The following is a 24,905-nucleotide window of genomic DNA, read 5'->3' as shown; positions in this document are numbered from 1 at the left end:
TTCCTTTACAAAAAATAAGCAAATAAATGACAGTGATAAAACCCCAACTGACCGGATACTCAAAGGGTTCTACCCAAACCGGCAGTTGAGGCTGTTATCATCATTTATTCACTGCTGCCTTGCTGCTCTCACCAGCCCTTACACTGCGCGTCATAAAGCTGACAGCGATAAAAACAGCAAGGTTGGCTGCCAAAGCAACAAATCCGGCATTTAAGTTCAACCCGGCAAAAGGCAGCGGATCAAGTTTGCCTAAAATCAAGGCAAACACTACTACTTCTCCCACAATGAGTCCGGCATAAGCAGCTAAGCAAGTGGCCCTTTTCCAGAACAGGCCTGCCATGATCATAGGAAAAAACTGTGTCACGCCGGAATAGCCGGTTAGCAGGAGATTGACCAGCATGTTAGGCAGGAAGATTGCCAGTGCCAGTGCTACGGCCGTTAATGCCAGCACCACCAGTCGCGCAATACGCCCTGCCTGTTCCGGTGTAGTATTTTGCCCTACAGTACGCCCATAAATATTGCGGGTAACCAGCATCGAAGTAGAAAGCAGCAAATCGGCTGCAGGTATCATGCATGCCAGCGCTCCTGCCCCGCCGACGAGGCCGAGTGCCCAGCCGGGAAACAAGTGCTGTACAATAGTCATAAAAGCCATGTCCGGTGTTTTCAACACAGGTACAAGCACGAGCAGCGCTGTAAAGCCAATAAACATCGGAAAAATTAGGCAGAATTGATATAAAGGCAGATAAACAGCATTATGACGCAATACATCCGGATTTTTGGCACTGAAGCTGTTGGCGGCAAAATGCGGCCACATATAAAAACCTAAGCTTGTTACAACCAGAGTGGACATCGCCCAGCTTACATCCAAATTCTTCGTGCCGCCTGGCAAAGCAAGAAAACCTGGCTTTGCCGTTTCCAAAGCCTCAAACATTCCCCCCAGACTGCCAAAATAATGGATAGGTAAATACAGGCCAAAGAAAATAACCGCCGCCATCATCACGATATCTTTAATTACAGCGGTTGATGCCACTCCCTTCAGACCGCTTAGATACACGAAAGCGGCCACCATCGTAAAAGCAATCAGCATTGCCGGCACGCGGGCAATCTGCCCGTATGAACAGGTTTCAATGATCAAGCCCAGCCCGGTTAATTGCAGCTGCAAATAAGGAAGTAAAAAGGCGACACCGATGCAAGCGGTTACTATACCCAGCGTACGGCTGCCATACATGTGTTCAACCAAGTCGGACTGGGTCATGAGATTGTACTTGCGGCCAACTGCGGACATAACCGGCAGAAGATAATAGCCCACCATATAAGCCAAAGCACCATAACCTAAAATATAAAAAGTAGGACCGCCACGGGCGTAAGCCCAGCCGCTGGCTCCCAAAAAGGCAAAAGCCGTATAAATCTCCCCGGCCATAACAAACCAGTTCAGCCAGCGGCCAAAGTTCCGTCCGCCTACCGCCCATTCTTCCAAATTCATCTTTCGCTTTAGTCCCGGCAGCATGCCTGCAACTGTAACACCGACAACAAAAATAAAAATAACCGCTAACGACATACTTTCATTGGTCATTGTTATTTAGCTCCTTTCGGATTGTTTGGTGCTTAAGCGTCATTTGCCTCTTTGTTCTTGGAATCAAGCGTATAAAGGGCTTTAATACACAAAAATGCGATAATAATACCGGCCACCAGCCAAAATGCGAGAAACGGCAAGCCCATTACCAAAGGCTTCACCCGATTGGCAAAAGGCAATAAGCCGATTGACCAGATAAACGGGATAAGTGTCAACAGTACTCTTACAGCATTCATGTCATCTGCCCCCTATCTTAATAGTTTTACAGCGGTACGTGCCATTACTTCCATACCAATTCGTAAGCCTTCCTCGTCCATGTCAAACTTCGGATGATGATGGGGGTACACCAGTCCCTTCTCGGGATTGCCAATACCGACAAAAATAAACGCCCCCGGAGCCTGCTGCTGATAGAACGAAAAATCTTCCCCCACCATGGCCGGTTGTAATTCAATGACCCCTTCTTCCTTCAGCACTTCCCTGCCAGCCGCTGCTACCATAGCGGACACCTCAGGATGATTGATTACCGGCGGGTAACCATACACGGGTTCAAAGCTGAATGTCGCTCCATGGGCACTGCAAATGCCGCCGCATATCTGCTCGATACGGGCAAATACATTCTCCCGCACTTCCTGGGAGAAGCTGCGAACCGTCCCCTGCAACAGCGCTGTATCGGGAATAATATTAAATACACTGCCTGCTTTGAATACGCCGAGCGATAATACGGCCAGTTCGTTTCGTTTGATATCGTTGCCGGTAATCGCTTTTAGCGCCAGCGCAATTTGAGCGCCCACACTGATAGGATCAATCGTCTGATGGGGCATTGAGCCGTGCCCGCCCTTGCCCTGAATGGAGATACTGAATTCATCCGGCGAAGCCATCATCGGGCCATAGGTAATGCCGATTGTCCCTACTTGGAGCGGCTGCCACAAATGAGCGCCAATCACGGCGTCAACACCTTCCATTGCCCCATCGGCAATCATCGCTTCTGCCCCACCGGGAAATTTTTCTTCACTGGGCTGAAATAAAAAGCGTATTGTGCCCTTAACTTCTTCAGACAATGCGGTAAATATTTTAACCAGCCCCAGCAGCATTGCCATATGCCCATCATGTCCGCAGGCATGGCATAGTCCCTCGTTTTGCGAGCGGTAAGGCTGCGCAATCTCATCCTGTACCGGCAAGGCATCGATATCGGCCCGGATTGCCACCGTTTTTCCCGGCAAAGGGCCCTGTACTTCTACGATAACACCGGTGCCGGCAGCAGCCCGGGGCTGTAATCCCAGCGCTTCCAGTTCGGCAATAATTTTTTTCTGGGTGGCGACCTCTTCCCCGCCAAGTTCGGGATGCATTCTAAAATGCCTGCGCATCGCAATAACATATTGATGATACTCTGCAGCTAACTGCTGAATTTTCCGTTCCATAAGTACCTCCTGAGTATTGTCACTTGTGATCCTCTTTTCCCCTTACTTCTCCTGCCTCCCCAAAACTCCTCCCCCGTTTTACAATATTATTTCCACACTGCGTACATTAGTACTCAATACGAAAATAGCAATAAAAAAAGGGGGTGCTCCCCCTTGTCATACTTACAGAATCTTCTTCACTGATTGATAAATTTCCTGATGGATTTGCTCAATACTTTTTAACTCATGAGCATTTACACATTCAATAGACTGCCACTGATAGCGCTCTGCCAGCATACGGTAACTATGGTAACAGCGCACCAGATAATCCTGATCCCGCTCATGAATATCGGGCTTAGCCTCGGCCTGGGCAGCGCGCTCCGCCAGCAGTCTGCCGCTTAATTGGGGTGGTACATCAAGGAACAGCACCTGATCGGGGACAGGCAGTGCAAATTTGACAAATTCCAAATCCCACAGCCAGTCTAAAAAACGGTTCCTTTCCTCTCCATCAGCAATTTTGACAGCCTGATGAACCATATTGGACGTTGTATAGCGATCGGCCAGAATGATTCCTCCCTGGTGATACCAGTCTCCCCAGGAAGCCTTATAGGACGCAAAACGGTCAACGGCAAAAAAAGCTGATGCTGCGTAAGCATTGACCGCATCGGGCTGTGTACCGAATTCTCCACCAAGATACATCTTAATCAAAGCAGAGGAAGGACTAGCATAATTGGGAAACTCCACTTTGCGTACAGGATAGCCTTCTGCAGCCAGCCGGTTATAGAGTTTTGCCGTTTGCGTTGCCTTGCCGCAGCCGTCACCGGCTTCAATAATAATTAGTTTTCCTGCCATTGTGCGGCTCTCCTTTTCTCTACTTCATCACAAACATTTCATATAAAGTTAATACAATCTCAATCGCAATGAGAATAATAATAGCCCATTCCAGGCGATTACCGCGTTCAGCATGAGCTAATGTGGAAAAAACCTGCGTAATATCCAGCAGTGTATCCGATTTTTGACGGATCTTCCCATATCGGTCTTCCAATTCGAAAATAGCACTCAATTCGGTAAAGGTATACTCAGCTTCTTCGTTCGTCCACGTAATATCAGGCTTGTCGAGCAACATGATATAGGAAAGGGTATTCAGCTTAAAACTTAATATGCGTGCTGAAAGCTTTGCCAGCTGCGAATCAGAGGTTGTTAGCTGACCAAGGTTCAAATATGAAATAACATCTTCGATTTCATCCAGCAATAAATCAATCGCAATCTCTGTTTTTTCGAGAGCTACTGATTTAGCTAATACTGTTGAAACGATTTCCATATGATGATCATTCAGCTTGGCCACGACCATAAAGTCATTATTCAGCGCTGGAATGGCTTCAGGATTAATTTCCAGTTTATAATCATCAGAGTAATCACGCAGGTTAGTTGTTGAAACATTTTTTTCAAGCCTCTTCAAGTATTCCAGAATATCCATCATGTCATGATGCTCACAATTGATGAAAACGAGGCTGCCAAAATGAAAGATATACACAACTTTATTTTCCGGAACTTTTATAATACCTTTTAATTCATTTTCCGTAAGCTTCAGGGAATCTTCCCAGCGAAACTTACGATAAATGCCAAAGTGCTGGGCAATATTGCCTAAATTAAGTTCCTTACATACAACAACGGCTTTAAAATCAACTGACTTCATTGGTTCCACCTACTCCTAATCGTCAAAAACAATGTTCCATTCCGGTCTTATTCAACAACTTTTATTGTAGTCAGCGTATAATCTTCAGGACCGGATATGTGCAGCGAAGCTGCCTGTAAACGACGGCAATATTCAATATTTTCTTCTGAAATGCGCTCTCCTGGACACAGAATCGGAATACCAGGGGGATAAAAGGTAACAATTTCTGCGCAGATTTTACCGCCTGCCTCCTCAAAGGGAACTTGCTTCGTTCGTCCGAACAAGGCCTCCCGCGGTGAAATAACCTGCTCCGGCTGAGCAGGATAGCCATGCACTGCATAGATATCTTCTGCTACGGGAATAAAGCCATCTTTCATATGGTTGCCGGCCATAGCCCGGAGGGCATTCACCAAATTCTGTACATCCTGTTCATTATCGCCCAAAGTAATGAGGAAAAGCAAGTTATACATGTCGGATAATTCGGCTTGTATTTTATATTGATAACGTAAAATCCGTTCGGCATCAGAGCCCTTCAGGCCCAACCCTTTAACGGTAACCGTAATTTTGGTGGGATCAAGGCTGTATATACCGGCATTACCGATTTTATCCTCTCCAAAGGAATACAGGCCAGGGATTTTATTAATCTCTGCCCGTGTCCAGCGGGCTAACTCAATTGAGCGGTTTATGAGTTCACGGCCTTCGGTAGCCATTTGCATCCGGGCCACATCCAACGACGCGAGCAAAAGATAGTTTGGACTTGTTGACTGTACCAGCTGCAGCATAGCTTTTAAGCGCGGCACGTTGATACGGCCTTCCCGGCAGTGAACCATTGAGCACTGTGTCATGGCGCCAATAATTTTATGCGTACTTTGGGCAACGATATCGGCACCTGCATCCAGTGCCTGAATAGGCAGACGGTCACCGAACTTCAAATGAGGACCATGAGCTTCATCTACGATTACACACATATTATTGTTGTGCACAATCTCGACGATCTTTTTCAAATCTGTGGCAACCCCGTAATAGGTGGGATTAATAATTAATACACCTTTGGCATCAGGATGGAGAAGTATCGCTTTTTCTACCGTTTCCGGTGTTACCCCCATAGCCAGTCCCAGCTCCATATCAATTTCGGGCTGCATAAAGATAGGTACTGCTCCGCCTAAAATGATACCACCGATGATGGATCGATGAGAATTACGGGGCACGATTATTTTATCACCCGGTCCGGCTATTGCAAGGATCATTGCATATATCCCGCCGGTTGTACCATTAATAACAAAAAAGCTATGATCAGCGCCATAGAGTTCAGCCGCCAGATCCTGCGCGTCTTTTATGCAGCCATGCGGCTCATGCAGGTCATCCAGCTCCGACATCAGCGCCAAATCCAATTCAAGCGCCTTATGATCAAGAACATTCCCCAAACTCGGATGGATACCCTTACCCTGCTTATGTCCAGGCGTATGAAAAGGAATGACATTGTCTTTCACATAGGTCTGCATTGCCGTAAGTAATGGCGTATCGCTTTGTTTAAACACAACGGAACCCCCTTAGCAGTCAATTATCCGGCTGGGCTTATTATTACCATTTGAGGTAATCATTACTATATTAACACAAATCCACCGGCGAATAAATTATCTTCCCAAAAGTAAGAGACCTGCTGTAATGATTACAGGAGGCCTCTTCAAGTCTTAGTTACTTTTTATTTTGCCAGATCTTCACATCTTCCGGCTTTTAGAACAAAGCTGTCTGTTGTGTGTCCTGCCATTTCCTGTGCCAGACGGGCAGTCGACATGGCACCCTCTAAATCAATTCCTGTGGCAATCCCCATCTCATGAAGCATATGAACAACATCTTCGGTTGCTACATTGCCGGAAGCGCCCGGTGCAAAGGGACAGCCGCCTAATCCGGCAAACGCTCCGTCAAAGGTTGTAATGCCCGCTTGTATACCGGCAATAATGTTCGCCAGAGCCATACCGCGGGTATTGTGAAAGTGCATGACCCAACGAACTGATGGAAAAGCAGTTGTCATATATTTCCCCAGTTCATAAACCTGCCGGGGATTGGCCATGCCGGTAGTATCAGATAAGGAGAGTTCCGTTATCCCTAACCGTAAAAAATCGCGTACTACCCTGTCTACCTGCTCCAGCTTGACTCTGCCTTCAAAAGGGCATCCAAATGCTGTTGATATGGCACCGGATACATTCATATTATGTTCCGCAGCATAAGCAGCACAGCTTGTAAACCCGTCAATAATCTCTGCAGGGGTTTTATTTAAGTTGCTGCGGCAATGCGCCTCACTTGCCGAGACTGTCAGCTTAACTTTGGCAATTCCTGCCGAGTAAGCCCGCTCGACACCTTTGAGATTAGCGACAAGAGCCCGATACTCTACGCCTGCCAGTTTCGGCATTAGCCGGCATAGTTCCTCCGTCTGTGCCATAGCAGGCACAGCCTTCGGGTTAACAAAGGAACCGATCTCAATAATCTTGACGCCTGAGTCTACTACTTTATTTAGCAAAAGCAACTTTTCTTCCAGGCTGAATAAGCGTTTTTCATTTTGCAGCCCATCACGCAAACCGACTTCACAAATGCGAATCCGTCGGGGCCACTCGGGATCATACAAGTGACGCACTTCCTGTACCATGCGCGTTATTTCTCCAGCTCGGGATTATAAAACTCACCAAATAATTCAGCATCACTTGGTTTGTCTTCCGGGATCGGACTGGATACCCACGTAGTATTGAGATAATGTTTTAAATGAACATTTTCGGAAACAATGTTGCCTCCCCAGGTACCGCAGCCCAGACTGGAGGTCATCGGCATACCGTTAGTAAACGAACCTGCATTAGCTTTAGATTGAGGCTGACGTACCATAATCCGGCTAACAGGAGCCATCAGGGCCAGCTTATGAATATGCTCTTCATTAAAGGAATAAATCCCCACCGAATGACCTTTACCGCCAACTTCATAGATTGCTTTTACCGCTTTGAGGGCATTGTCAAAATTACCGCTATACCGATGAACAGCCAGCAGAGTTGTCAGCTTTTCACCGGAGAACAAATGCTGCTTGCCGATACCGTCACCAATAACAATAATAAATTTCCGGTCTGCAGGGATCTCAAAGCCAGCTATTTCGGCCAATTTCTGCGGCTTGATGGCAACCGTATGGGACAGGCGGTGTCCTTCTTCATCCCACATTACGCTCTTCAGCTTTTGCTTTTCTTCCTCATTCGCCAAATAGCCGCCTTCTTTTACCAATTGGCCAATAAATTGATCATAGATTTTATCAGACAAAATGATATTGCCATCTGCTGAACAGCCCGACCCATAGTCGGAGGTCTTGCTCAGCATAGTATTACGAGCTGCTTCTTCGATATTGGCAGTTTCATCAATGACCATGGTGGCATTGCCGGCCCCGACTCCATAGGCAGGAGTGCCGGAACTATAGGCGGAACGGACCATATCCTTACCACCGGTAGCAATAACTAAGTCGGCAGCTGACATTAAAGCGCTGGCCATCGGTATGCTGGCAGTGGTAAGACACTGAAAAATATCCGCAGGTGCGCCTTCTTTTTCTAAGGCCTCCCGCATAATGCGCACTGTTTCCATCGTCGTATTTTTAGCGCGGGGATGAGCAGAAAAGATGGCCACATCACGGGCCTTAATGGCATAAATACCAATACCGGCAGGCGTCAGATCAGGATTGGTCGTTGGCACAATGCCGGCAATAATGCCAACAGGCTTGGCATATTTGACAATTCCCTTCTCCGGCATTTCTTCAATAATGCCCACACTTTTCTGCCGTAAGGCATCTCTAAGAACGCCGCGGATCTTCATTCGTTTACCCATTCGGCTTACCGGATCGCCCAGTCCGCTTTCTGCTATGCCCATATCAACCAGTCTCTGAAAAGTTTGCTTGTTAGCAACAGCCCAGGCTACTGCCTGGCATAACCGGTCAACACGCTGCTGATCATATGTCTCGATAATAGCTAATGCCGCTTTCGCTCTCTCGATTGCCGCAGCAAGTTCCGCTTTTTGCTCTTCTGTGATAACCCGTACCTTCACTTCACCCATTTTGATCTCCTCCAAATCCTCTTTTTAACCGCATAATCTCCCGGCTACCTGAACAGCCAGCAAGCCGGTGCGCTCTTTATCTGAATTTTATGCCATTACGCTACCTACCGCAAATCCTCTTCTGCATACCAGCCATCGCTTTTATCAATAGCTGTCGATAACCAAATAAAAAAGGCTTTTTCGAAATCTTACATGATTTCAAAAAAGCCTTAACGCCTATTTTATTCTTCTCCGGAGCCAAGTCCCTCAACCCAGTTCATTACAAACCGGTTGAAAGTTACCACAGCAGGCGAAAGAGAAAAATTCCTGCCCACAGCTAGCACAATATTTTTTTGCACAGGCTGTTTTAATTTCACAATAGTGACGGCATGCTTTTGTCCGCTTATTTTCTCACGCGGAAAAAATCCAATCCCCATCCCCGCACTAATTAGTGCCAAACAAGTCGGCGCATGATTGCTCTGACAGACAATCTGCGGCTTAAAGCCCGCTTGTGCACATGCTTCCATACAAGTATAATGCATTCGGTCCGAGGTGGGCTGAAATATAAATTTTTCCTCAGCCGCTTCAACCAGATCGATATATTCCCGCTCGGCGAACACATGACCCGGTGGAACCGCCAGTACATAGTCATCATAGGCAAGATGATAAAACGCGATATCCTCATCCTCTTCCTGTGGACCCACAGCGACAAAAGCAACATCTAAATCACGGGCACGAATCTTTTCTAATAAGCTGTAGGTGCCCTCCTGTACAATTTCAAAGTTAAGTCCCTGGTGCTCTTGATGAAATTTAGCTAGCATATTAGCATAGTCGATCGATCCTAAAGAGGCAATAACGCCAATACGCAGCGTTCCTTTCAGTAATTTGCGGTAAGCCAAAACGCTTTGCCGGGCAACTTCCAGCGTAGCTAAGACCTCTCTGGCATGATGAATAAACTCTTCGCCCGCCTCCGTCGGAAAAACAATCCGTGAATTGCGGTCAAATAACTTAATATCCAATTCATCTTCCAGTTTAGCGATCTGGTGCGATAAGGTTGACTGGGTTACACAAATTTCGTCAGCTGCTCTAGTAAAATTACGCTGCTTGGCCAGTTCAACTACATATTGTAACTGATGTATTTCCACAATCACCCCTCCTCCCATACGAAGTAACTGTCTTAAGTATTGCAAGCTGCAGCGCATACTGTCAATAGCCGCACCGCCTATCCTCCTGTGAATTCGCACAATAATTAGAAAATAATTGCAAGTTTTTTTGTCCTCTTAGGGCAATTCGCTTTACATTTGCTAAATTAAAAGGTACAATATAGTTACCCAGAAAAAATAGTACCAGTGAATTTGTCATTGTCCTTCTCAAACTATTAGGTAGTTGGTAAGGGAAGTCCCGATGAGTATTCTCCATTCGCTATTTGGGTAATAGATTTGAGGAGGCTATATAATGTTCCAAGACAAAAATCTTTCCTGCCGCGATTGTGGCGCACAATTCGTTTTCACTGCTTCTGAGCAAGATTTCTTCGCTCAAAAAGGTTTCACCAACGAGCCAGGCCGTTGCCCTGACTGCCGCGCTGCTCGCAAACAACAAAACGGTGGCGGATTCAACCGTGGTGGCGGCAGCTACCAACAACGCGAAATGCATGATGCAACCTGTGCATCCTGCGGCGTTCAAACTCAAGTTCCTTTCCGTCCAAGCGGCGACCGTCCTGTATATTGCAGAGACTGCTACAGCCAAAACAACAGCAGACGCTACTAGGATACTACAATCCCCTGCCATATGGCAGGGGATTTTTTATTGTCTATTTCATTTCTTCAGCAATTTCATTTAAATACGTCCATCTGTCCAACAGTTCTTCCAGGCTGCGTTCCAGTTCCTGCTGCTGCTTGACAAGCTGCTCCAGAAGTTCAAAATTACTGCCGGCACTGTTAATTGCATTGGAAACCTGCTGCAAAGCTTGTTCGACTTCGGCAATCGTTTCATCGATCTGCTCGAACTCGCGCTGTTCTTTAAAGGTAAACTTGCGCAGCTGTTCTTTCGGCTTCTCATACGAACTCTTTTTCTTCTCTACTGCAGCTACCGGCGCTGTATCCGGCTTCTTTGCCGCCAGATAATCGGAGTATCCGCCGGGGATTTGCGTTATCTGGCCATTTCCTGTAAAAACAAATAATTTATCAACAACACGATCAAGAAAATAGCGGTCATGCGAAACGGTAATAACGGCCCCCGCAAAGTGGTCTAAATAATCTTCCAGGATTGTTAGGGTTTGAATATCGAGATCATTCGTGGGTTCATCCAGAAGCAGCACATTAGGTGCACTCATTAAGATCCGCAATAAATACAAGCGGCGTTTTTCCCCGCCTGATAATTTAGCAATCGGCATCCATTGCAGCTGGGGAGGAAAAAGAAAACGCTCCAGCATTTGAGCAGCACTGATTGTTTCCCCGTCAGCGGTTGCGATGCTGTTGGCCTCTTCGCGAATATACTCGATCACTCGCATAGTCTCATCCATTTGGGCATTTTCCTGGGAAAAGTAACCAACCTTTACCGTCTGACCCGTAGTGACTACTCCGTTGTCCGGTACCAGCCTGCCCGCAATAATGTTCAGCAGTGTAGTCTTGCCGCTGCCATTGAGGCCAATAATCCCCACTCGGTCATCTTTTAAAACAATGTAGTTAAAGTCGGCAATTACGGTTTTCGCGGCAAACTGATGGCTGATATTTTCCAATTCAATAATTTTTCGTCCCAGCCGGCTGGAAGCAACGGATATTTCCAGTTTCGCCTCGTTTAAGTCAGTACTTTGTGAGTTAAGCTCTTCAAAACGCTCAATCCTGGCCTTTTGCTTCGTGCTGCGGGCCCTCGCCCCGCGTCTCATCCAGGCCAATTCATTTCTCAGCAAATTTTGCCGCTTACGTTCGCTTGCTTCCTGTTGTTCTTCCCGTTCGGCCTTCGCTTCGAGAAACTTGCTGTAATTACCGCTGTAAGTATACAGCTTTCCCTTGTCGATTTCGATAATCCGGTTTGTGACCCTGTCAAGAAAATACCGGTCATGCGTAATCATTAACAAGGCTCCCTTGCGATTTGCCAAATACTGCTCCAGCCAGGCTACCGTATCATTATCAATATGATTAGTAGGCTCATCTAAAATCAGCAGCTCACAAGGATTAATCAGGGCACTTGCCAGCGCTACCCGTTTGCGCTGTCCCCCGGAAAGAGTTCCTACTGGTGCGCTGAATTCCGCAATACCTAACTGCATTAAAATGGCCTTTGCTTCACTTTCCAGCTGCCAGGCATCATGACTATCCATTTGCTGGCTCAAACGGATCAGTTGCTGTTCGGCAGCCCTGTTTTGTGGCTGACTCTGGGCCTCAGCTAGCGCCAGTTCATAATCGCGGATTACTTTCATAACCGGTGAGTAGCCATTGAATACCTGCTCCAGTACGGTGGCAGCTTCGTCAAACTCAGGATTCTGCGGCAAATATCGCACTTCTACGCTGCTCCCTTTGGTAACTTTCCCGGCATCCGCTTGCTCTACTCCGGCAACCAGTTTAAGAAAAGTCGATTTTCCTGCACCATTTACTCCAATGAGACCGATTTTATCCCCTTCGTCAACACCGAAGGTAACATCAGCAAACAGAACCCTCTCACCATAACTTTTCGTCAAATTCTCAATTGACAATACATTCATTTCCTGCAGACGCTCCTATGCTTTGCGCAGGTCACTAATCTTTCCATACGCAATTTGTTTAGCCTTAATAGCAATTTTTAAAGTCTTCTCGTAGTGTTGTAGTAAGCCAGTCTCCCGCTTGGCTACAATGGAAATAACTGTCCCGCTCCTGCCGGCCCTTCCCGTTCTGCCTGCCCGGTGTAAATATAAGGCAGGTTCCTCCGGCAAATCCAGATTAAAAATATACTCTATCCCGGCAATGTCCAGTCCACGGGCAGCAAGGTCGGAAGCAACCAGCAGTTGAACCCTGCCGCTGCGAAAATCTTCAAGTGCTTTTTTACGGTCCGCCTGTACAAAGGTCCCGTGCAGGGAAGCGGCCTTCAAGCCGTGGTAATTCAGTTTCGCAGCAGTAAGCTCAAGATCTTCACTGCGATTAACAAAGACCAATGCTTGTTTTAAGCCGGTACTATGCACCAGCTTGCGCAGCATCTCGACCTTGTCACGCCGTTCGCACATAAAATACATATGTTCAACAGTGCCGCCAGTCCCTGCTGCCTGTTCCTTGACAGTAATGGCTGCCGGCATCCGCAGAAAGCTTGCTGACCGGTCATGGGTCACTTGTGTAATAGTCGCAGAAAACAGCAGGATTTGCCGCTCCTTTAATGTAGTCTTGATTACGGCCTTAACTGTTTCCTGGTTATGATCATCCAATAAACGGTCAGCCTCATCAAGAATAATTGTTTTGATCGTCTGCGCGTTTATTTTTTTCTTTTGAATTAATTCCAGTATTCTGCCGCTGGACCCGACGACAATATGAGGCCGATCCTTTAGTTTATCTATCTGCCTGGCAATATTGGCGTTTCCGATCAGCGGTGCTGAGGTAACTGCCAGCTCTGCATTTTTGGCCAGCATCTCAATTTGGCGCTGAATTTGAATTGCCAATTCATGGGTCGGAGCCAGAATGATCGCCTGATTTTCCCGTTTTGCCACATCAATCTTGGCAAACAACGGCAGTAAATAGGCAAGTGTTTTCCCTGTTCCTGTTGGTGACTGGGCAATGACATCCCTGCCTGCCAGGACTGCAGGTATCACCTCAGCCTGAATCGCCGTCGGCACTGTTAGTCCTTCCTTGTGCAGAGCTTGCACCAGTGCAGCATCTATCCCCAGATTAGAAAATGATCCGTTCATGTCGTTCTCTCCTGTCACGCTGCCTGCTTTCACTAGAGTGCAGCAATTTTTGCCTGCTATCATTATACCCTTTTTCTCGAAAAAGCCAATATTTTTGTAGTGCTTCGGCTGCTTGCTCCTCGAATTTCTGGCTGAGTCGTCCATTATATAAACATAAAAAGGATGCCGTAACCGCTCTTTGAAAGCGCAGTACGGTATCCTCCTTTTCTTTGTGAAAAACCGGCTTTTCCTATTTTAATGACTGAAGAGTGTCGTGAAAGACAGAATACGTAAGAGCGCCTTCCAGCACCCTCTGTTCACCGGCGTAAATTGTCGGCACCCATTCCAGCTTTTTCTCCATGCATTCGCGGTCATGATCCAAGAGGACCTGCGTATAACGTCCGGTATTCAGAGCTGTAGTCAATCCCTCAGCATCCAGACCCAGTTTTTGGGCAATTGCAATAAGTACGGTCTGATCACCAATATTTTTTCCTTCGACAAAGTTGGCACGGTATACAGCATCAATCCATTCATGCATTTTGCCTGCTTCCGTAGCAAACTGGACGGCCTCCAGTGCCAGACGCGTATTGGGTACAAACGTGTGGTCACCGGGAGTGAGCCCAACAGGCTCGCCAAGCCTGTTCAGATTCTGTCTTCGTTCTGCCAAATTTACATTGGATACAACGCTCTGAATGTAATCACCTGCAGCTCGAACGTCAGGGTGAATTTCCCAGGTAATCCACTCATCTGCAACATCGGTTGTTTCCTTGACTTTTTTCATGAACCCCCAGGCTAAATAGCAATACGGACAACAGAAATCAAAATAGACACGTAAAGCTAATGACATAGTTTTTCCACCTTCCTTTATAATGAGCATTTTTTGCAAACACTCTGCAAAACGCTGGTCATCCTCAGCAGTCCTTTTTTTCGGTCCTTTGGTCCTGCCGCCGCCCCGGCGGAGCTTGGCCTTAGTTTCCCGCTCTTCCAGTAAAAAATCGATTCTATCCGGATTATATTCACGGCCAGCCGGGCTTACGACACGGGCCTGTTTACCAAGCACCATTGCCGCGAGCCCCCAGTCCTGGGTTACAACGAGATCTCCCGGTTCGGTTATATTGACAATTTTTATATCCGCTTCCTGCGATGCGCTGCCAACTACAAGGTGATAGCCGGAAACAATGGAATGATTAAAGCTTGCTACCGTCCAGACAGGGACATGATATTGGGCGGCCAGCTTTTGACATAAGAGCAAAACGTTTTTCGGACAGGCGTCGGCATCCACTACTATTTTCATGAGAGAAAACTTCCTTATTTCTACTATATTATACTCTTTCGCCTGAAATTCTGTATATCCTACCCGGAATTGCATTATTTGTGTTTCTAAAGCATCCTGTTGTTTACCTGTCAAAAGTAGGGTACAATAAACAACATGCAGAAACAAACAGGAGATGATGGAATGAGTAATGACACCCTTTTTGATTTCTATGAACAGCTAGGCTTTGAAGAAGCTGAGGTTGACGATGGCTTGACGGCCCTCTTTCAGGAAACCGATGCCGATGGCAGTTATGTGCTAATCACCGACGAAGACGGAGCTATCCCTGATTCACTTAAACAAGCCGTCATTCTGGCCTGTTATTCCCCCGAAGGCTCTTACGAATGGAGTGCTACGTTTAAAAACTCCCAGGCTTTTCAAGCTGCCTGGTCATCAGACTTACCCATTGCAGAAAAGCTGACTGCAATACAAACAAGCCGTGAAAACGAAATTTAGTATTCTACAAAAGGATGAACGGAAACCGGAGAGTTTCCGTTCATCCTTTTTGATTGCTACACGCTCCATTTATCGCTCAGCTCAATACATATTGCCGTAACATCATCACGGCTTACACCTTCGGCAGCCACCATGCCCACACTGTTTACCATCTCGATAAAAGTCCCATTAGAAGTTAATTGCATTCCCCTATCCAATTCATCGGCGATACCGTCACTGTAAAAGCAAAACCGGTCTCCTGCTAACAGAGGTATCGCCTGTACGTCAAAGTTTGCAGCATTGCTTACCCCCAGAAAGAGTCCCGCTGTTTTCATCCGTCCTTTGACTTTTGCTGTATCTGCAAAAAATTCCGTAATTCCTGCTGCTACATAACGAAGTTCATGCTGCCTAAAATCCACTTCAAAACAAAATGCGGCAATAATAATATCGTCACCGAAATAACCGGCCACCCGTTTATTCAAGTCGGCTATGCAGGCCGACAAGGTAGAGAAAGATTGCAGTGTTTCCTGCATGATAACATTCATAGCTGCTGTTTGCAACGCAGTTGACGCGCCATGCCCATTAACGTCAATTAAATAACCAAACAGCACATCCTCCTTCAACCAGCGATATCCGCAGGTATCGCCGCTGACCAACAGGCACGGTTCGTAGAGGATCTGCAATTTAAGGCGCTCATCGCAGATATCGGCAGGAATCATGGTACGCTGCACTTTTCCAGCCTTGGATAATTCGGCATAAAACGTTTTTCGCAGTCGCTCTTCCTGTTCCGTCTTGACAGTCAAATCCTGCGTCCGCTCGGCAACACGGGTTTCTAAATTTGTAACCAGATCGGTGACCTGACAAGCCATGGTATTAAAAGACCGGCTCAGCTGCCCGAGTTCATCCCGCCGTTCAGTATCAGGCAGTAGCTTCAGGCGTCCTTCGGCTAGTTCCCGCGCGGCGGTATTTAGCCTTTGAATTGGTTTGGTAACCCAGCCAGCCGTCCATATAGCCAGCAGAAAAATGACTACAATAAGCAAGGATATCATGCCAGCAGTATGGTTTGCCACCTTTCTAAGGTCGCTGAGAAAATCATCTGCAGCCAGCACAACATAGATGTTCCAATTAATACCATTTTGTTGATAGTTACGGACATCAACAAAATAAGACTGATCTGCCAGTTTGAACTCATAAGCTCCAGCCTGACTAACTGCGGGCACTGTGGCAGCCACTGTATGAACGGCCATTCGCAGTACCTCGTTATTGCTGTCCGCCGCCCTAATCCGTTCCATCCTGCCATTGCGTTCTTCAAACGGGCTTTTGCCGACAGAGGAAGCAACAAGCAGCCCTTCACTATCGGTAACAAATACTTGGCCCGATGCACCAAGCGGCAAATCACTTAGCACGGTGCCCAGCCAGGACAGCAAATAATCAACCCCAAACACTCCGATTAACTTGCCGCTTGCATCATAAATTGGCTGTACTGCCGTGACGGTAGGCTCCTGAAAAACAAAATGCCGGTATACTTCGCTAAAAACTGGTCTGCCTGCCAACTTCGCTGCTTCAAACCAAGGTCTTTTGCGCGGATCGAAATCCGGATAAACCTCTTGCCGCTCCAGTGCATCCCCCACATCGGAAACGCGAAAATACCAAGAGGCCCCTCCGGTAGCCTGATTATTATGTACTACCTGAATTTCGCCGTTGGATTTCCGCCTGGCCCCATAGAAAGATCCGTCTGCAAGACCGATAAAAGTCATCGCCGCATCTGGAAAGGCACGAATATGACTAGCAAAATAACGGTCGCGCACCACAGGGTTCGTTATGCTTAGTAGTTCTGCCCGCCAGGCGTCGGCATTTAACGCATTTAGCCTCAGCGGCTCACGCATATGCCGGCTTACCTGCTCCTCTACCCTCTCCAGAATTTCCTGGCGCAATTCTTTTAGTACGGCCTGCACCGAGTCCTGCCCACTCTGAAAGAGCAGCAATCCGGTAAACATTACCGCCAGAAAAAACTGCAGTAAAAAAGGCAGTGAAAACACCAGCCGCAGCGGCAGCCTTTCGGCCAACAGCAAAAGAAAGCGAAACCTGGAAAACCTAGTATCGTTCCTCATCGGCCACCTCACATCCTCGGACAGCTTCCTGTCAAATAGTCGCCACCCTGTTAACTACTTCGTACTCCTAGTTATTAGTAAATTCTATAAAATAAACGTCTTTCCTTGTCGGAATTTGCCATGAAAGAAAAAAGGTCTGAATCCGTTACCGGATTCAGACCTCTTCATTTATTAGCTGCCTCAATTCATGCGGCGGGCTTTTTTGACCATGAGAATGACAGGAATCGTGATGATCGCTGAAATAACAGCTTCTGGAATACCATTCGTCATGGCAATTCCTCCCACAACCGCAAGAACAGTATCGGGATTAATACCGCGGGCTGCAGCAAAATCTGCTGCATACAAAACATAAATCATACCAAGGACACCCAACGTGTTTACGAGTGACCCCAGCGCTGCTCCGGTACCGATCTTAACAGCCTCATTTTTTACCGGTACCATTTTATAACAGTAATAAGCCACCAATCCAATTAATACTCTTGGCAAAACCGAAACAAGTGGATTTAAAAAAGCAAAAGACAAAATATTAGGAGCTACCATATTCTGAAACATACTGAATAGCCCGAATAACAAGCCTACCATTACCCCAACTGCAGGTCCTTCCAAGATAGCACCAATAACAACAGGAATATGCATCACCGTAGCTTTGGCCATTGGCAGGGGTATAAAGCCATAACCCGTAAGTCCGAGGATAATACTGATTGATGACAGCATGCCTACTACCGTGAGCTGTCTTGTCCGAAATAATTGCCGCGTTGAATCTTTGCTTGCCATTTTTTCCCCTCCGCTCTTATTCCTTAAAGGATATAAGTCGTATTTTTTTAATCATTCTAGTCTACCAGTTCAGTTCAACATTCGATACCGACTTTTCCATAGCATATTATAACGCTCCGGCATGATATTTTCTACAAAAAAATTTAAAATCCTACTTAATTTTTTTAGAAATTTTCACCTAAACGGACTATACATAAAATAGGCAGAGGGAACAACCCCTCTGCCTACAGTGACCACTCTGCCAGCTTCTGCTATCCCCAAAAATAGACTAGCAAACCAGCGACAATTACATATCCCAGACAATACTTAAATGTTATAGCCAGTATATCCCCTTCTTTACCGCTCTGCCCGGTAGCTGTGGTTGCAATAGCAATGCTTTGGGGCGAAATCATTTTTCCTGCCGTTGCTCCGGTAGTATTAGAGGCTGCAATCCAGGTCGGATCAGCGCCAATCTGTAAGGCGGTTTGTTTTTGTAAGGGGCCGAAAAGTACATTAGCACTTGTATCACTGCCTGTCACAAAGGTACCGAGAGCTCCCAGAGCCGGAGCCAGTATCGGGTATGCCGATCCGGTTACTTTTGCTAAAGCAAGGGCAATAGCGGCAACCATGCCGCTGTAGGACATAACCTTTGCCAGTGCCACGATGGATATAATGGTAACAGAAGTCTTTTTTAAGTTAATGAGTGTCTTGTAAAAAATTCGCAGCAAACCGGCTGCAGAAGCCCCTTGTATAAAGCCGCCGATAATCGCAGCAATCACAATCAGGGTTCCAGGCGTTAGCAGCCAGTCAATCGCCAACGGCTTACCACCCGGCCCGTTATAAATGAGAATATACGATTTAATGTGCGCGAAAGTCTTATTAACAGCTGGTACCAGCGGACTTGTTGCCAGAATCAGCAGCAGAATCAGCAAATAAGGTGCCCAGGCCGCTGCCTGGTCAGAAAACTTCTGATTATCGGCGGCCCGAAGGACTGCCTTTGCTTTGTCAACGGTTTTTGTCCCTTCATGGGGAAAGTGCCAGACGGTAGAAGGCGGAAAATATTTTGCCCATAAGGCCGTTGCTGCCATGGATACAATCGATGCACCAATTGCGGTCAGCTGAGGGCCAACAAACTTTGCAATTAACAACTGGGGTATGGCAAAGGATATACCGGCAACAAGCGCTGCCCCCATTACACCTTTTAACCCGGCCACATTTCTCGTCATCATGAGAATGAGTCCGGCAGGGATAATGATAACAAAAGGCGTTAACTGCAGGGCAATAGCATACGTCAGCTCCATAACCGGCAAATCGGCAACTTGCGCTAAGGTAGTAACTGGAATTCCCACTGCTCCAAAAGCAACCGGAACCGTATTGGCAATCAGGCAGAGTACGGCAGCGGCCAGCGGCTCAAATCCCAGTCCAATAAGAATTGCCGCCGGAATAGCCACCGCCGTTCCAAATCCTGCAGCGGCTTCAAGAAAAGCTCCGAATCCCCACGCGATAAGCAGCGCCTGAATTCTGCGGTCGTCTGATAAAGAGGCAATCTGATCCCGCATTTTGTCCATGGCTCCAGTTTCGACCGAAACATTATAGGTGAAAATTGCTGCCAGTATAACCCATAAAATAGGCCAAACCGCCATAACAATTCCTTCCAATGCAGCTTGCAGCATCAAATTGACAGGCATGCTCCAGATCAAAACGGCAACAATTGCACTAGCTGCCAGCCCGATAACGGTAGCTTTGTGTGCAGGCATTTTCAGCACGCCCAAACTGACAAGAAGCCATAGCAGGGGGAGGAAGGCAATAACGGCCGACATGTACATTCCCATAAAAATTCCCCCTGTCTTAAACCTCGATCACCTTGCCGGGATTCATTATCAGATTAGGATCAAATGCTTTTTTAATGTTGCGCATCAGTTTTATCTCGGTTGGGTCAGCATATTCTTCCAGTAGTTTTACTCGTTTATAACCAATGCCATGCTCACCGGAGAGCTTACCGCCAAGTTCATATACCATCTGGTAAATTTCTCCCTGGAGAGCCGGGAGCTTCTGATGCCATTCGTCTTCGCTCATATGATCCTTTAGTATATTTGCATGTATATTGCCATCACCGGCATGACCGGCGCAATGAATAGCGATATTGCCGTACTTCTTGCCTAGCTCGGCAATTTTTTCAACAGCTTGCGGAATTTGATTAACAGGTACAACGATATCCTCCATGGAGAAAATGAGACTCCGGGCACGATCAGCCTCAGCATAGGCCTTTCTCGCTTTCCATATTTTTACGGGATCGGCTACTAAAACTTCCAAGGCACCATTTTGTGTACAGAGATCGTCAATTAAGCCGCATTGGTCTTCCAGCGTCTCTTCATTGTCTCCTTCGACGGTAACGATAATATAATAACCTTTATCGCTGTGCGGCAGCTTCTCACTCAAAAAGACCTCTACCGTTTTAATGGCCTCATTATCCATAAACTCAATGGTTGTAGGTGTAATGCCAGCCGCATTTATTTTCGGAACAATATCAATTGCTGACTTTAAATCAGGAAATACAGCCAGCAAATCCATTGCATTTTCCGGCAATGCAACCAGTTTCAAATAAGCTTTCGTAATAATGCCCAAGGTACCTTCCGAACCAATCACCAGATTCAGCAGACTGTAACCGGTAGCATCTTTCTTGCATTTACCGCCAAATGTGACAATATCTCCTTCAGGAGTGACAAGCTCTACACCATTTACCTGCTGGCGCGTCGTACCATAGCGGATCGCTTTGTTGCCACCCGCATTTGTTGCCACATTGCCGCCGATAAAAGAGCTGTCGCCGCTGCACGGGTCTCCTGCATATAAAAATCCCCGCTCATTCGCTGCCTTTTGTACCTCAGCGGTTGTTACACCAGGTTCAACCACCATAAACATCGTTTCCGTATCAATTTCCAAAATCTTATTCATCCGCTCCAACGACACCACAATTCCGCCCTTGAAAGGAACAGCACCGCTTGCTAAGCCTGTTCCGGCACCACGGGGTACAATCGGTATCATTTCCCGGTTAGCTAATGTAACAATTGCCGCTATCTCCTTTGCATTCTCGGGAAAAACCACCACTTCCGGCAATTTCACATACTTCGGGTCTGTGACCTCATCATGTGAGTAAGGCTCCATTCGCTCTGCATCGCTTAGTACATACTTTGCCCCCACGATCTCTTGCAATTCTTTCCGTACTGAATCTGTTACCGCATTATATTTCGGCATTAATAAGACCTCCTTATTCCGGGTATGCTGCATTTTCTTTCCGGCTATATTCTTTGCGGATTTTCTTGTTATTATCATAAAAAAGGTATCGATTCGCTCTTGCCTGGGATACACTAGTTCTAGAAGATCGCTAGGAGGTAATGGTATGCCTGAGAAAAATGAGCTCCCCTCTGACTCCGCCCAATCGGCAGTATCGGTAGAGGAGAACACGGTCACCAGCGCAGCTCCCTCAACAACACCACGAACAATAAGCGGCTTATATCTGGATGCACAAGACCTGGAAAGAACATTATCTTAACAAAGAAAAACGGTTAGATGTCCTTTACAAGGCATCCAACCGTTTTTCTTTGTTTTCTACTTATTTTGCCCGTTCATACGGCACCGGCCAGGCAGCCGCAACACCAAGCTCGTTTGCCGCCTGCAAAGGCCAATAGGGATTACGCAGTAGCTCCCGCGCTAGAAACACCATATCCACATCGGCTTTGACAATGCGCTCGGCCTGCAACGGCTCCGTAATCAACCCGCCGCCGATAACAGGCAGGCCGGTTAATTCCTTAACTGTAATAGCAAATCCAATCTGATAGCCGGGATAAGCCCTGGGGATTGCCGGAGTCACAGCGCCTGAACTAACATGAATCATATCAATCCCTTTATTTTTGATCAAATTCAGCATTTCAGCTACTGATTCCGGCGTATTACCACCCGCTTCATAATCGTGAGCCGATACCCTGACAAACAAAGGCATCCCGTCAGGCATCACACTGCGTACAGCCTCTACGACCTGCCCGAGCATTCTTGCCTGGTTACCCGGCGAACCGCCGTATTGATCCTTACGCCGGTTTGCTAACGGTGATAAAAACTGATTAAGCAAGTATCCATGCGCACCATGAATTTCAATAGCATCAAAACCGGCTTGTACCGCCCGCTGGGCAGCTAATCGAAATCGCTCTACAATCCCGTGAATTTCTTCAATCGATAATTCCTTTGGCTGGCGACTGTCTTTGCTGAAAGCAATAGCGGAAGGCGCTACAATTTCCAAACCGGGTACTTCACACTTGCGTCCGGCATGATTGAGTTGAATCGCAATTTTACTGCCAGCTTGGTGAACTGCAGCAACAATTCGCTTTAAACTCTCCATCTGATTGTCATTCCATAAGCCCAGATCATTAGCAGATATCCTGCCCGCCTCTTCAACACCTGTCGCCTCAACAATAATCAAACCAGCCTGTCCAACCGCCCGTGTTACGTAATGAACAAAATGCCAGTCGGTTGCCTGTCCGTCATCACCTGCCGAATACATGCACATGGGCGGCATGACAATGCGGTTCTTCAGCTTCATATCCCGTATAGAAAAAGGAGTAAACAGCATAATTTTAACCCTCCTAACAAATACTGGTATTTCTTATTTCTTGCTGCTCGGAGATATCCCTGCTCAACGTTCGATTTAATATCCTTGCCATTACCAACATGAAGCATTGAATAAATAATTCTTATTCTGAAAAAAATAAACGAAATTCTACCGAACAGAGCGGCTTAGCTTACAACAAGGGAGGACTAGAAGGATGTTCATCGCAAATGAAGAAGAGCCTATCCCGGATTGCAGCACAGCAGGTACAGGTTTTGCCCGCACAGCAAACACCCATACTGCTTCTGAAAGCTGCGGCCTGCCACCACGAGGGTTTGGTGTAACCGATTTCCATGAAACAGAAGAGATTGAAGCAAAAAAACAGGCTGCCACTGTTAATTGCAGTACGGCCGGTAAAGGCTTTGCCCGCACGGATAACGTAACGACTGCTGACGAAAACTGTGCTTTTCCCAGCAAAAGCTTTGGCCTGACCGATTTCGGCAATAAAAACTAGCCGCCAAAAGAGACTCCCCTGCCGGTGGAGTCTCTTTTGGTACCGATTAATAACAGCAATCCTCTCCATCCCGTCTATTCCGCAGTATAGGCTATTCATTCCTTGCACAAACTGGTATAATGACGGATAGTCGATTAAATGGAAAAGAAAGGTGCTCTCATGACTATAAATTTTTCTTCTCTTGGCATTAGGCCCGAAATTAATGAATACTTAAAACAATCCGGCATTGTCGAGCCTACTCCCATACAAATACAAGCAATTCCGGTCTTACTCACCGGCAAAGACGTCGTAGCTCAGGCACAAACCGGAACTGGGAAAACGCTGGCTTTTTTACTGCCTATTTTAGAAACGATGAAACCGCATGGTTCCTATACGCAGACTCTTATCATTACACCTACCAGAGAACTGGCGGCACAAATTACGTCCGAAGCTCAAAAACTGGCAGCCCTATTGCGTATCGAGGTCCTCGCCGTGTACGGCGGACAAGCCCTGGAACCGCAGTTAAGGAAACTACAGGGGCATCCGCAGCTGGTTATTGGTACGCCCGGCCGTATCCTTGATCATATGCGGCGCAAAACGTTGGACATTGCACGAGTATCCAAGCTTGTACTGGATGAGGCAGATCAAATGCTGCATATGGGCTTTTTGGATGAAGTGGAAGAAATCATCAGGCACACCTCGAGCAAACGTCAGACTATGTTATTCTCCGCAACTATGCCGCCAAAAGTTCGCTCACTTGCTATCCGCTACATGGAAAAGCCGGCCGATATTCGTATTCAGACGCAGAATGTGACGCTCGATGAAATCAAACAAACCATTGTTGAAACTCCCGAGCAAGGTAAACTGGATAAGCTTTGCCGGATGATTGAAGAATACCAGCCCTATCTGGCAATTGTATTCTGCCACACCAGGCAGCGGGCCAGTGAACTAACAGCAGCACTTATTCAGCGTGGTGTAAATGCTGATGAACTGCACGGCGATTTGTCCCAGGCGAAACGAACCCAGGTAATGAAACGTTTCAGTAGCGCTAAACTGCAAGTACTGGTAGCCACCGATATTGCTGCCAGGGGACTTGATATCGAAGGCATTACTCATGTCTTCAACTATGACATTCCTCATGATGTAGAAAGCTATATTCATCGGATCGGCCGCACTGGGCGGGCTGGTGAAACCGGTATGGCCATCACGTTTGTTGTGCCGGAGGAACGAGTCTACCTTCGCATGATTGAGCAGGGCATCCGCTCTACCCTGGAAAAGTACACCGCCAGTGGTAAGAAAGTCGTTAAAAACGCCAATAAAAAAGAAACTCCCCCGCCTGCAGAAGGTTCCCGTCCCAAAGCAGCTCCGACAAAAAAAAACATAGACAAAAAGAACCTCCGTCATGGCGGCAGTAATCTGCGCAGCCGCCGTAAACCTAAGGAGGAAACCAATTCAGCCAGTACTGCTTCAAAAAAACAAGGCGCTGCCAAACGCCGTAATGTTAAACGATAAACAAAGAGGGTGCCGCACCAAGAAATTAGTGCGGCACCCTCTTTGTGAAAAAGATAAAGGGCCAGTATCCAAGTAGATAAAAAGAACCTAATTGAGGATAGCCCACTCGTAACAGGAGGAAAAAGCCCGGCTTCGTCCTTTTGTCATTGCC

Annotated in this window: 22 protein-coding genes; 5 read left to right on the top strand and 17 right to left on the bottom strand. The window is 46.9% G+C overall.

What is annotated here, in order from left to right; translation table 11 throughout:
* Positions 1-100 precede the first annotated feature (100 nt).
* The 9 genes from EV210_RS19955 to EV210_RS19915 form a co-directional block, all read right to left on the bottom strand.
* The gene (locus tag EV210_RS19955; RefSeq protein ID WP_132083123.1) at positions 101-1,573 is read right to left on the bottom strand and encodes a sodium:solute symporter family protein; all 1,473 of its coding nucleotides are present in this window, start codon (positions 1,571-1,573) and stop codon (positions 101-103) included.
* A gap of 32 nt (positions 1,574-1,605) precedes the next feature.
* Complete coding sequence (locus tag EV210_RS19950) at positions 1,606-1,809, bottom strand: DUF3311 domain-containing protein (protein ID WP_132083122.1); 204 nt, start codon at positions 1,807-1,809, stop codon at positions 1,606-1,608.
* A 12-nt stretch (positions 1,810-1,821) separates the two neighbouring features.
* Entirely contained in the window at positions 1,822-2,991 is a 1,170-nt protein-coding gene (locus EV210_RS19945) for a M20 metallopeptidase family protein (protein ID WP_132083121.1), read from the bottom strand.
* A 162-nt stretch (positions 2,992-3,153) separates the two neighbouring features.
* The gene (locus EV210_RS19940) at positions 3,154-3,822 is read right to left on the bottom strand and encodes a dTMP kinase (RefSeq protein WP_132083120.1); all 669 of its coding nucleotides are present in this window, start codon (positions 3,820-3,822) and stop codon (positions 3,154-3,156) included.
* 19 nt (positions 3,823-3,841) lie between these two features.
* Complete coding sequence (locus EV210_RS19935; protein WP_132083119.1) at positions 3,842-4,666, bottom strand: RMD1 family protein; 825 nt, start codon at positions 4,664-4,666, stop codon at positions 3,842-3,844.
* A 47-nt stretch (positions 4,667-4,713) separates the two neighbouring features.
* The gene (locus EV210_RS19930; protein ID WP_132083184.1) at positions 4,714-6,147 is read right to left on the bottom strand and encodes an aminotransferase class I/II-fold pyridoxal phosphate-dependent enzyme; all 1,434 of its coding nucleotides are present in this window, start codon (positions 6,145-6,147) and stop codon (positions 4,714-4,716) included.
* 200 nt (positions 6,148-6,347) lie between these two features.
* Positions 6,348-7,289 (bottom strand): hydroxymethylglutaryl-CoA lyase, encoded by a 942-nt coding sequence (locus tag EV210_RS19925; protein ID WP_132083118.1) that lies wholly within the window; start codon positions 7,287-7,289, stop codon positions 6,348-6,350.
* A gap of 5 nt (positions 7,290-7,294) precedes the next feature.
* Positions 7,295-8,719, bottom strand: a complete 1,425-nt coding sequence (locus EV210_RS19920; protein ID WP_132083117.1) for an aldehyde dehydrogenase family protein — start codon at positions 8,717-8,719, stop codon at positions 7,295-7,297.
* 221 nt (positions 8,720-8,940) lie between these two features.
* Entirely contained in the window at positions 8,941-9,843 is a 903-nt protein-coding gene (locus tag EV210_RS19915; RefSeq protein ID WP_165898980.1) for a LysR family transcriptional regulator, read from the bottom strand.
* A gap of 310 nt (positions 9,844-10,153) precedes the next feature.
* On the opposite strand from EV210_RS19915, the gene EV210_RS19910 reads away from it, so the two are divergent.
* A complete protein-coding gene (locus EV210_RS19910; protein WP_132083115.1) occupies positions 10,154-10,465 on the top strand; it encodes a zinc-ribbon domain containing protein in 312 nt (103 codons plus the stop codon).
* A 43-nt stretch (positions 10,466-10,508) separates the two neighbouring features.
* On the opposite strand, the gene EV210_RS19905 is transcribed toward EV210_RS19910, so the two are convergent.
* From EV210_RS19905 to EV210_RS23160, 3 genes are all read right to left on the bottom strand, one after another.
* Entirely contained in the window at positions 10,509-12,395 is a 1,887-nt protein-coding gene (locus EV210_RS19905) for an ABC-F family ATP-binding cassette domain-containing protein (RefSeq protein WP_132083114.1), read from the bottom strand.
* 15 nt (positions 12,396-12,410) lie between these two features.
* Positions 12,411-13,562, bottom strand: a complete 1,152-nt coding sequence (locus EV210_RS19900) for a DEAD/DEAH box helicase (RefSeq protein ID WP_132083113.1) — start codon at positions 13,560-13,562, stop codon at positions 12,411-12,413.
* A 229-nt stretch (positions 13,563-13,791) separates the two neighbouring features.
* Entirely contained in the window at positions 13,792-14,835 is a 1,044-nt protein-coding gene (locus EV210_RS23160; RefSeq protein WP_243650648.1) for a DUF188 domain-containing protein, read from the bottom strand.
* 162 nt (positions 14,836-14,997) lie between these two features.
* Here EV210_RS23160 and EV210_RS19885 point away from each other — a divergent pair, with 162 nt between their 5' ends.
* Positions 14,998-15,309, top strand: coding sequence for a hypothetical protein (locus tag EV210_RS19885; RefSeq protein ID WP_132083112.1), 312 nt, complete (start codon positions 14,998-15,000; stop codon positions 15,307-15,309).
* 56 nt (positions 15,310-15,365) lie between these two features.
* On the opposite strand, the gene EV210_RS19880 is transcribed toward EV210_RS19885, so the two are convergent.
* The 4 genes from EV210_RS19880 to EV210_RS19865 form a co-directional block, all read right to left on the bottom strand.
* Positions 15,366-17,399, bottom strand: coding sequence for a cache domain-containing protein (locus EV210_RS19880; RefSeq protein ID WP_132083111.1), 2,034 nt, complete (start codon positions 17,397-17,399; stop codon positions 15,366-15,368).
* Positions 17,400-17,579: 180 nt separating this feature from the next.
* Entirely contained in the window at positions 17,580-18,173 is a 594-nt protein-coding gene (locus EV210_RS19875; RefSeq protein WP_132083110.1) for an ECF transporter S component, read from the bottom strand.
* A gap of 251 nt (positions 18,174-18,424) precedes the next feature.
* Positions 18,425-19,984: an L-lactate permease gene (locus EV210_RS19870; protein ID WP_132083109.1), complete on the bottom strand. Its 1,560-nt coding sequence runs from the start codon at positions 19,982-19,984 to the stop codon at positions 18,425-18,427.
* Between the two features lie 16 nt (positions 19,985-20,000).
* Positions 20,001-21,404, bottom strand: a complete 1,404-nt coding sequence (locus EV210_RS19865) for an FAD-binding oxidoreductase (RefSeq protein ID WP_132083108.1) — start codon at positions 21,402-21,404, stop codon at positions 20,001-20,003.
* A 145-nt stretch (positions 21,405-21,549) separates the two neighbouring features.
* On the opposite strand from EV210_RS19865, the gene EV210_RS22780 reads away from it, so the two are divergent.
* On the top strand, positions 21,550-21,702 hold the full coding sequence (locus tag EV210_RS22780) for a hypothetical protein (protein WP_165898979.1): 153 nt from the start codon (positions 21,550-21,552) through the stop codon (positions 21,700-21,702).
* Between the two features lie 60 nt (positions 21,703-21,762).
* Here EV210_RS22780 and namA read toward each other — a convergent pair whose 3' ends face one another.
* The gene (gene namA / locus EV210_RS19860; RefSeq protein ID WP_132083107.1) at positions 21,763-22,773 is read right to left on the bottom strand and encodes an NADPH dehydrogenase NamA; all 1,011 of its coding nucleotides are present in this window, start codon (positions 22,771-22,773) and stop codon (positions 21,763-21,765) included.
* Positions 22,774-22,966: 193 nt separating this feature from the next.
* Between namA and EV210_RS19855 the strand changes: the two genes are divergently transcribed.
* Positions 22,967-23,263, top strand: a complete 297-nt coding sequence (locus EV210_RS19855; protein ID WP_132083106.1) for a hypothetical protein — start codon at positions 22,967-22,969, stop codon at positions 23,261-23,263.
* Positions 23,264-23,422: 159 nt separating this feature from the next.
* Positions 23,423-24,754: a DEAD/DEAH box helicase gene (locus EV210_RS19850; RefSeq protein ID WP_132083105.1), complete on the top strand. Its 1,332-nt coding sequence runs from the start codon at positions 23,423-23,425 to the stop codon at positions 24,752-24,754.
* Positions 24,755-24,905 lie beyond the last annotated feature (151 nt).

Source organism: Anaerospora hongkongensis, from assembly GCF_004339805.1.
In the GTDB taxonomy this organism is placed as follows: domain Bacteria; phylum Bacillota; class Negativicutes; order Sporomusales; family DSM-15969; genus Anaerospora; species Anaerospora hongkongensis.
Note: the sequence above shows the minus strand (reverse complement) of the source record. Positions and strands in the feature narration are given on the sequence as shown.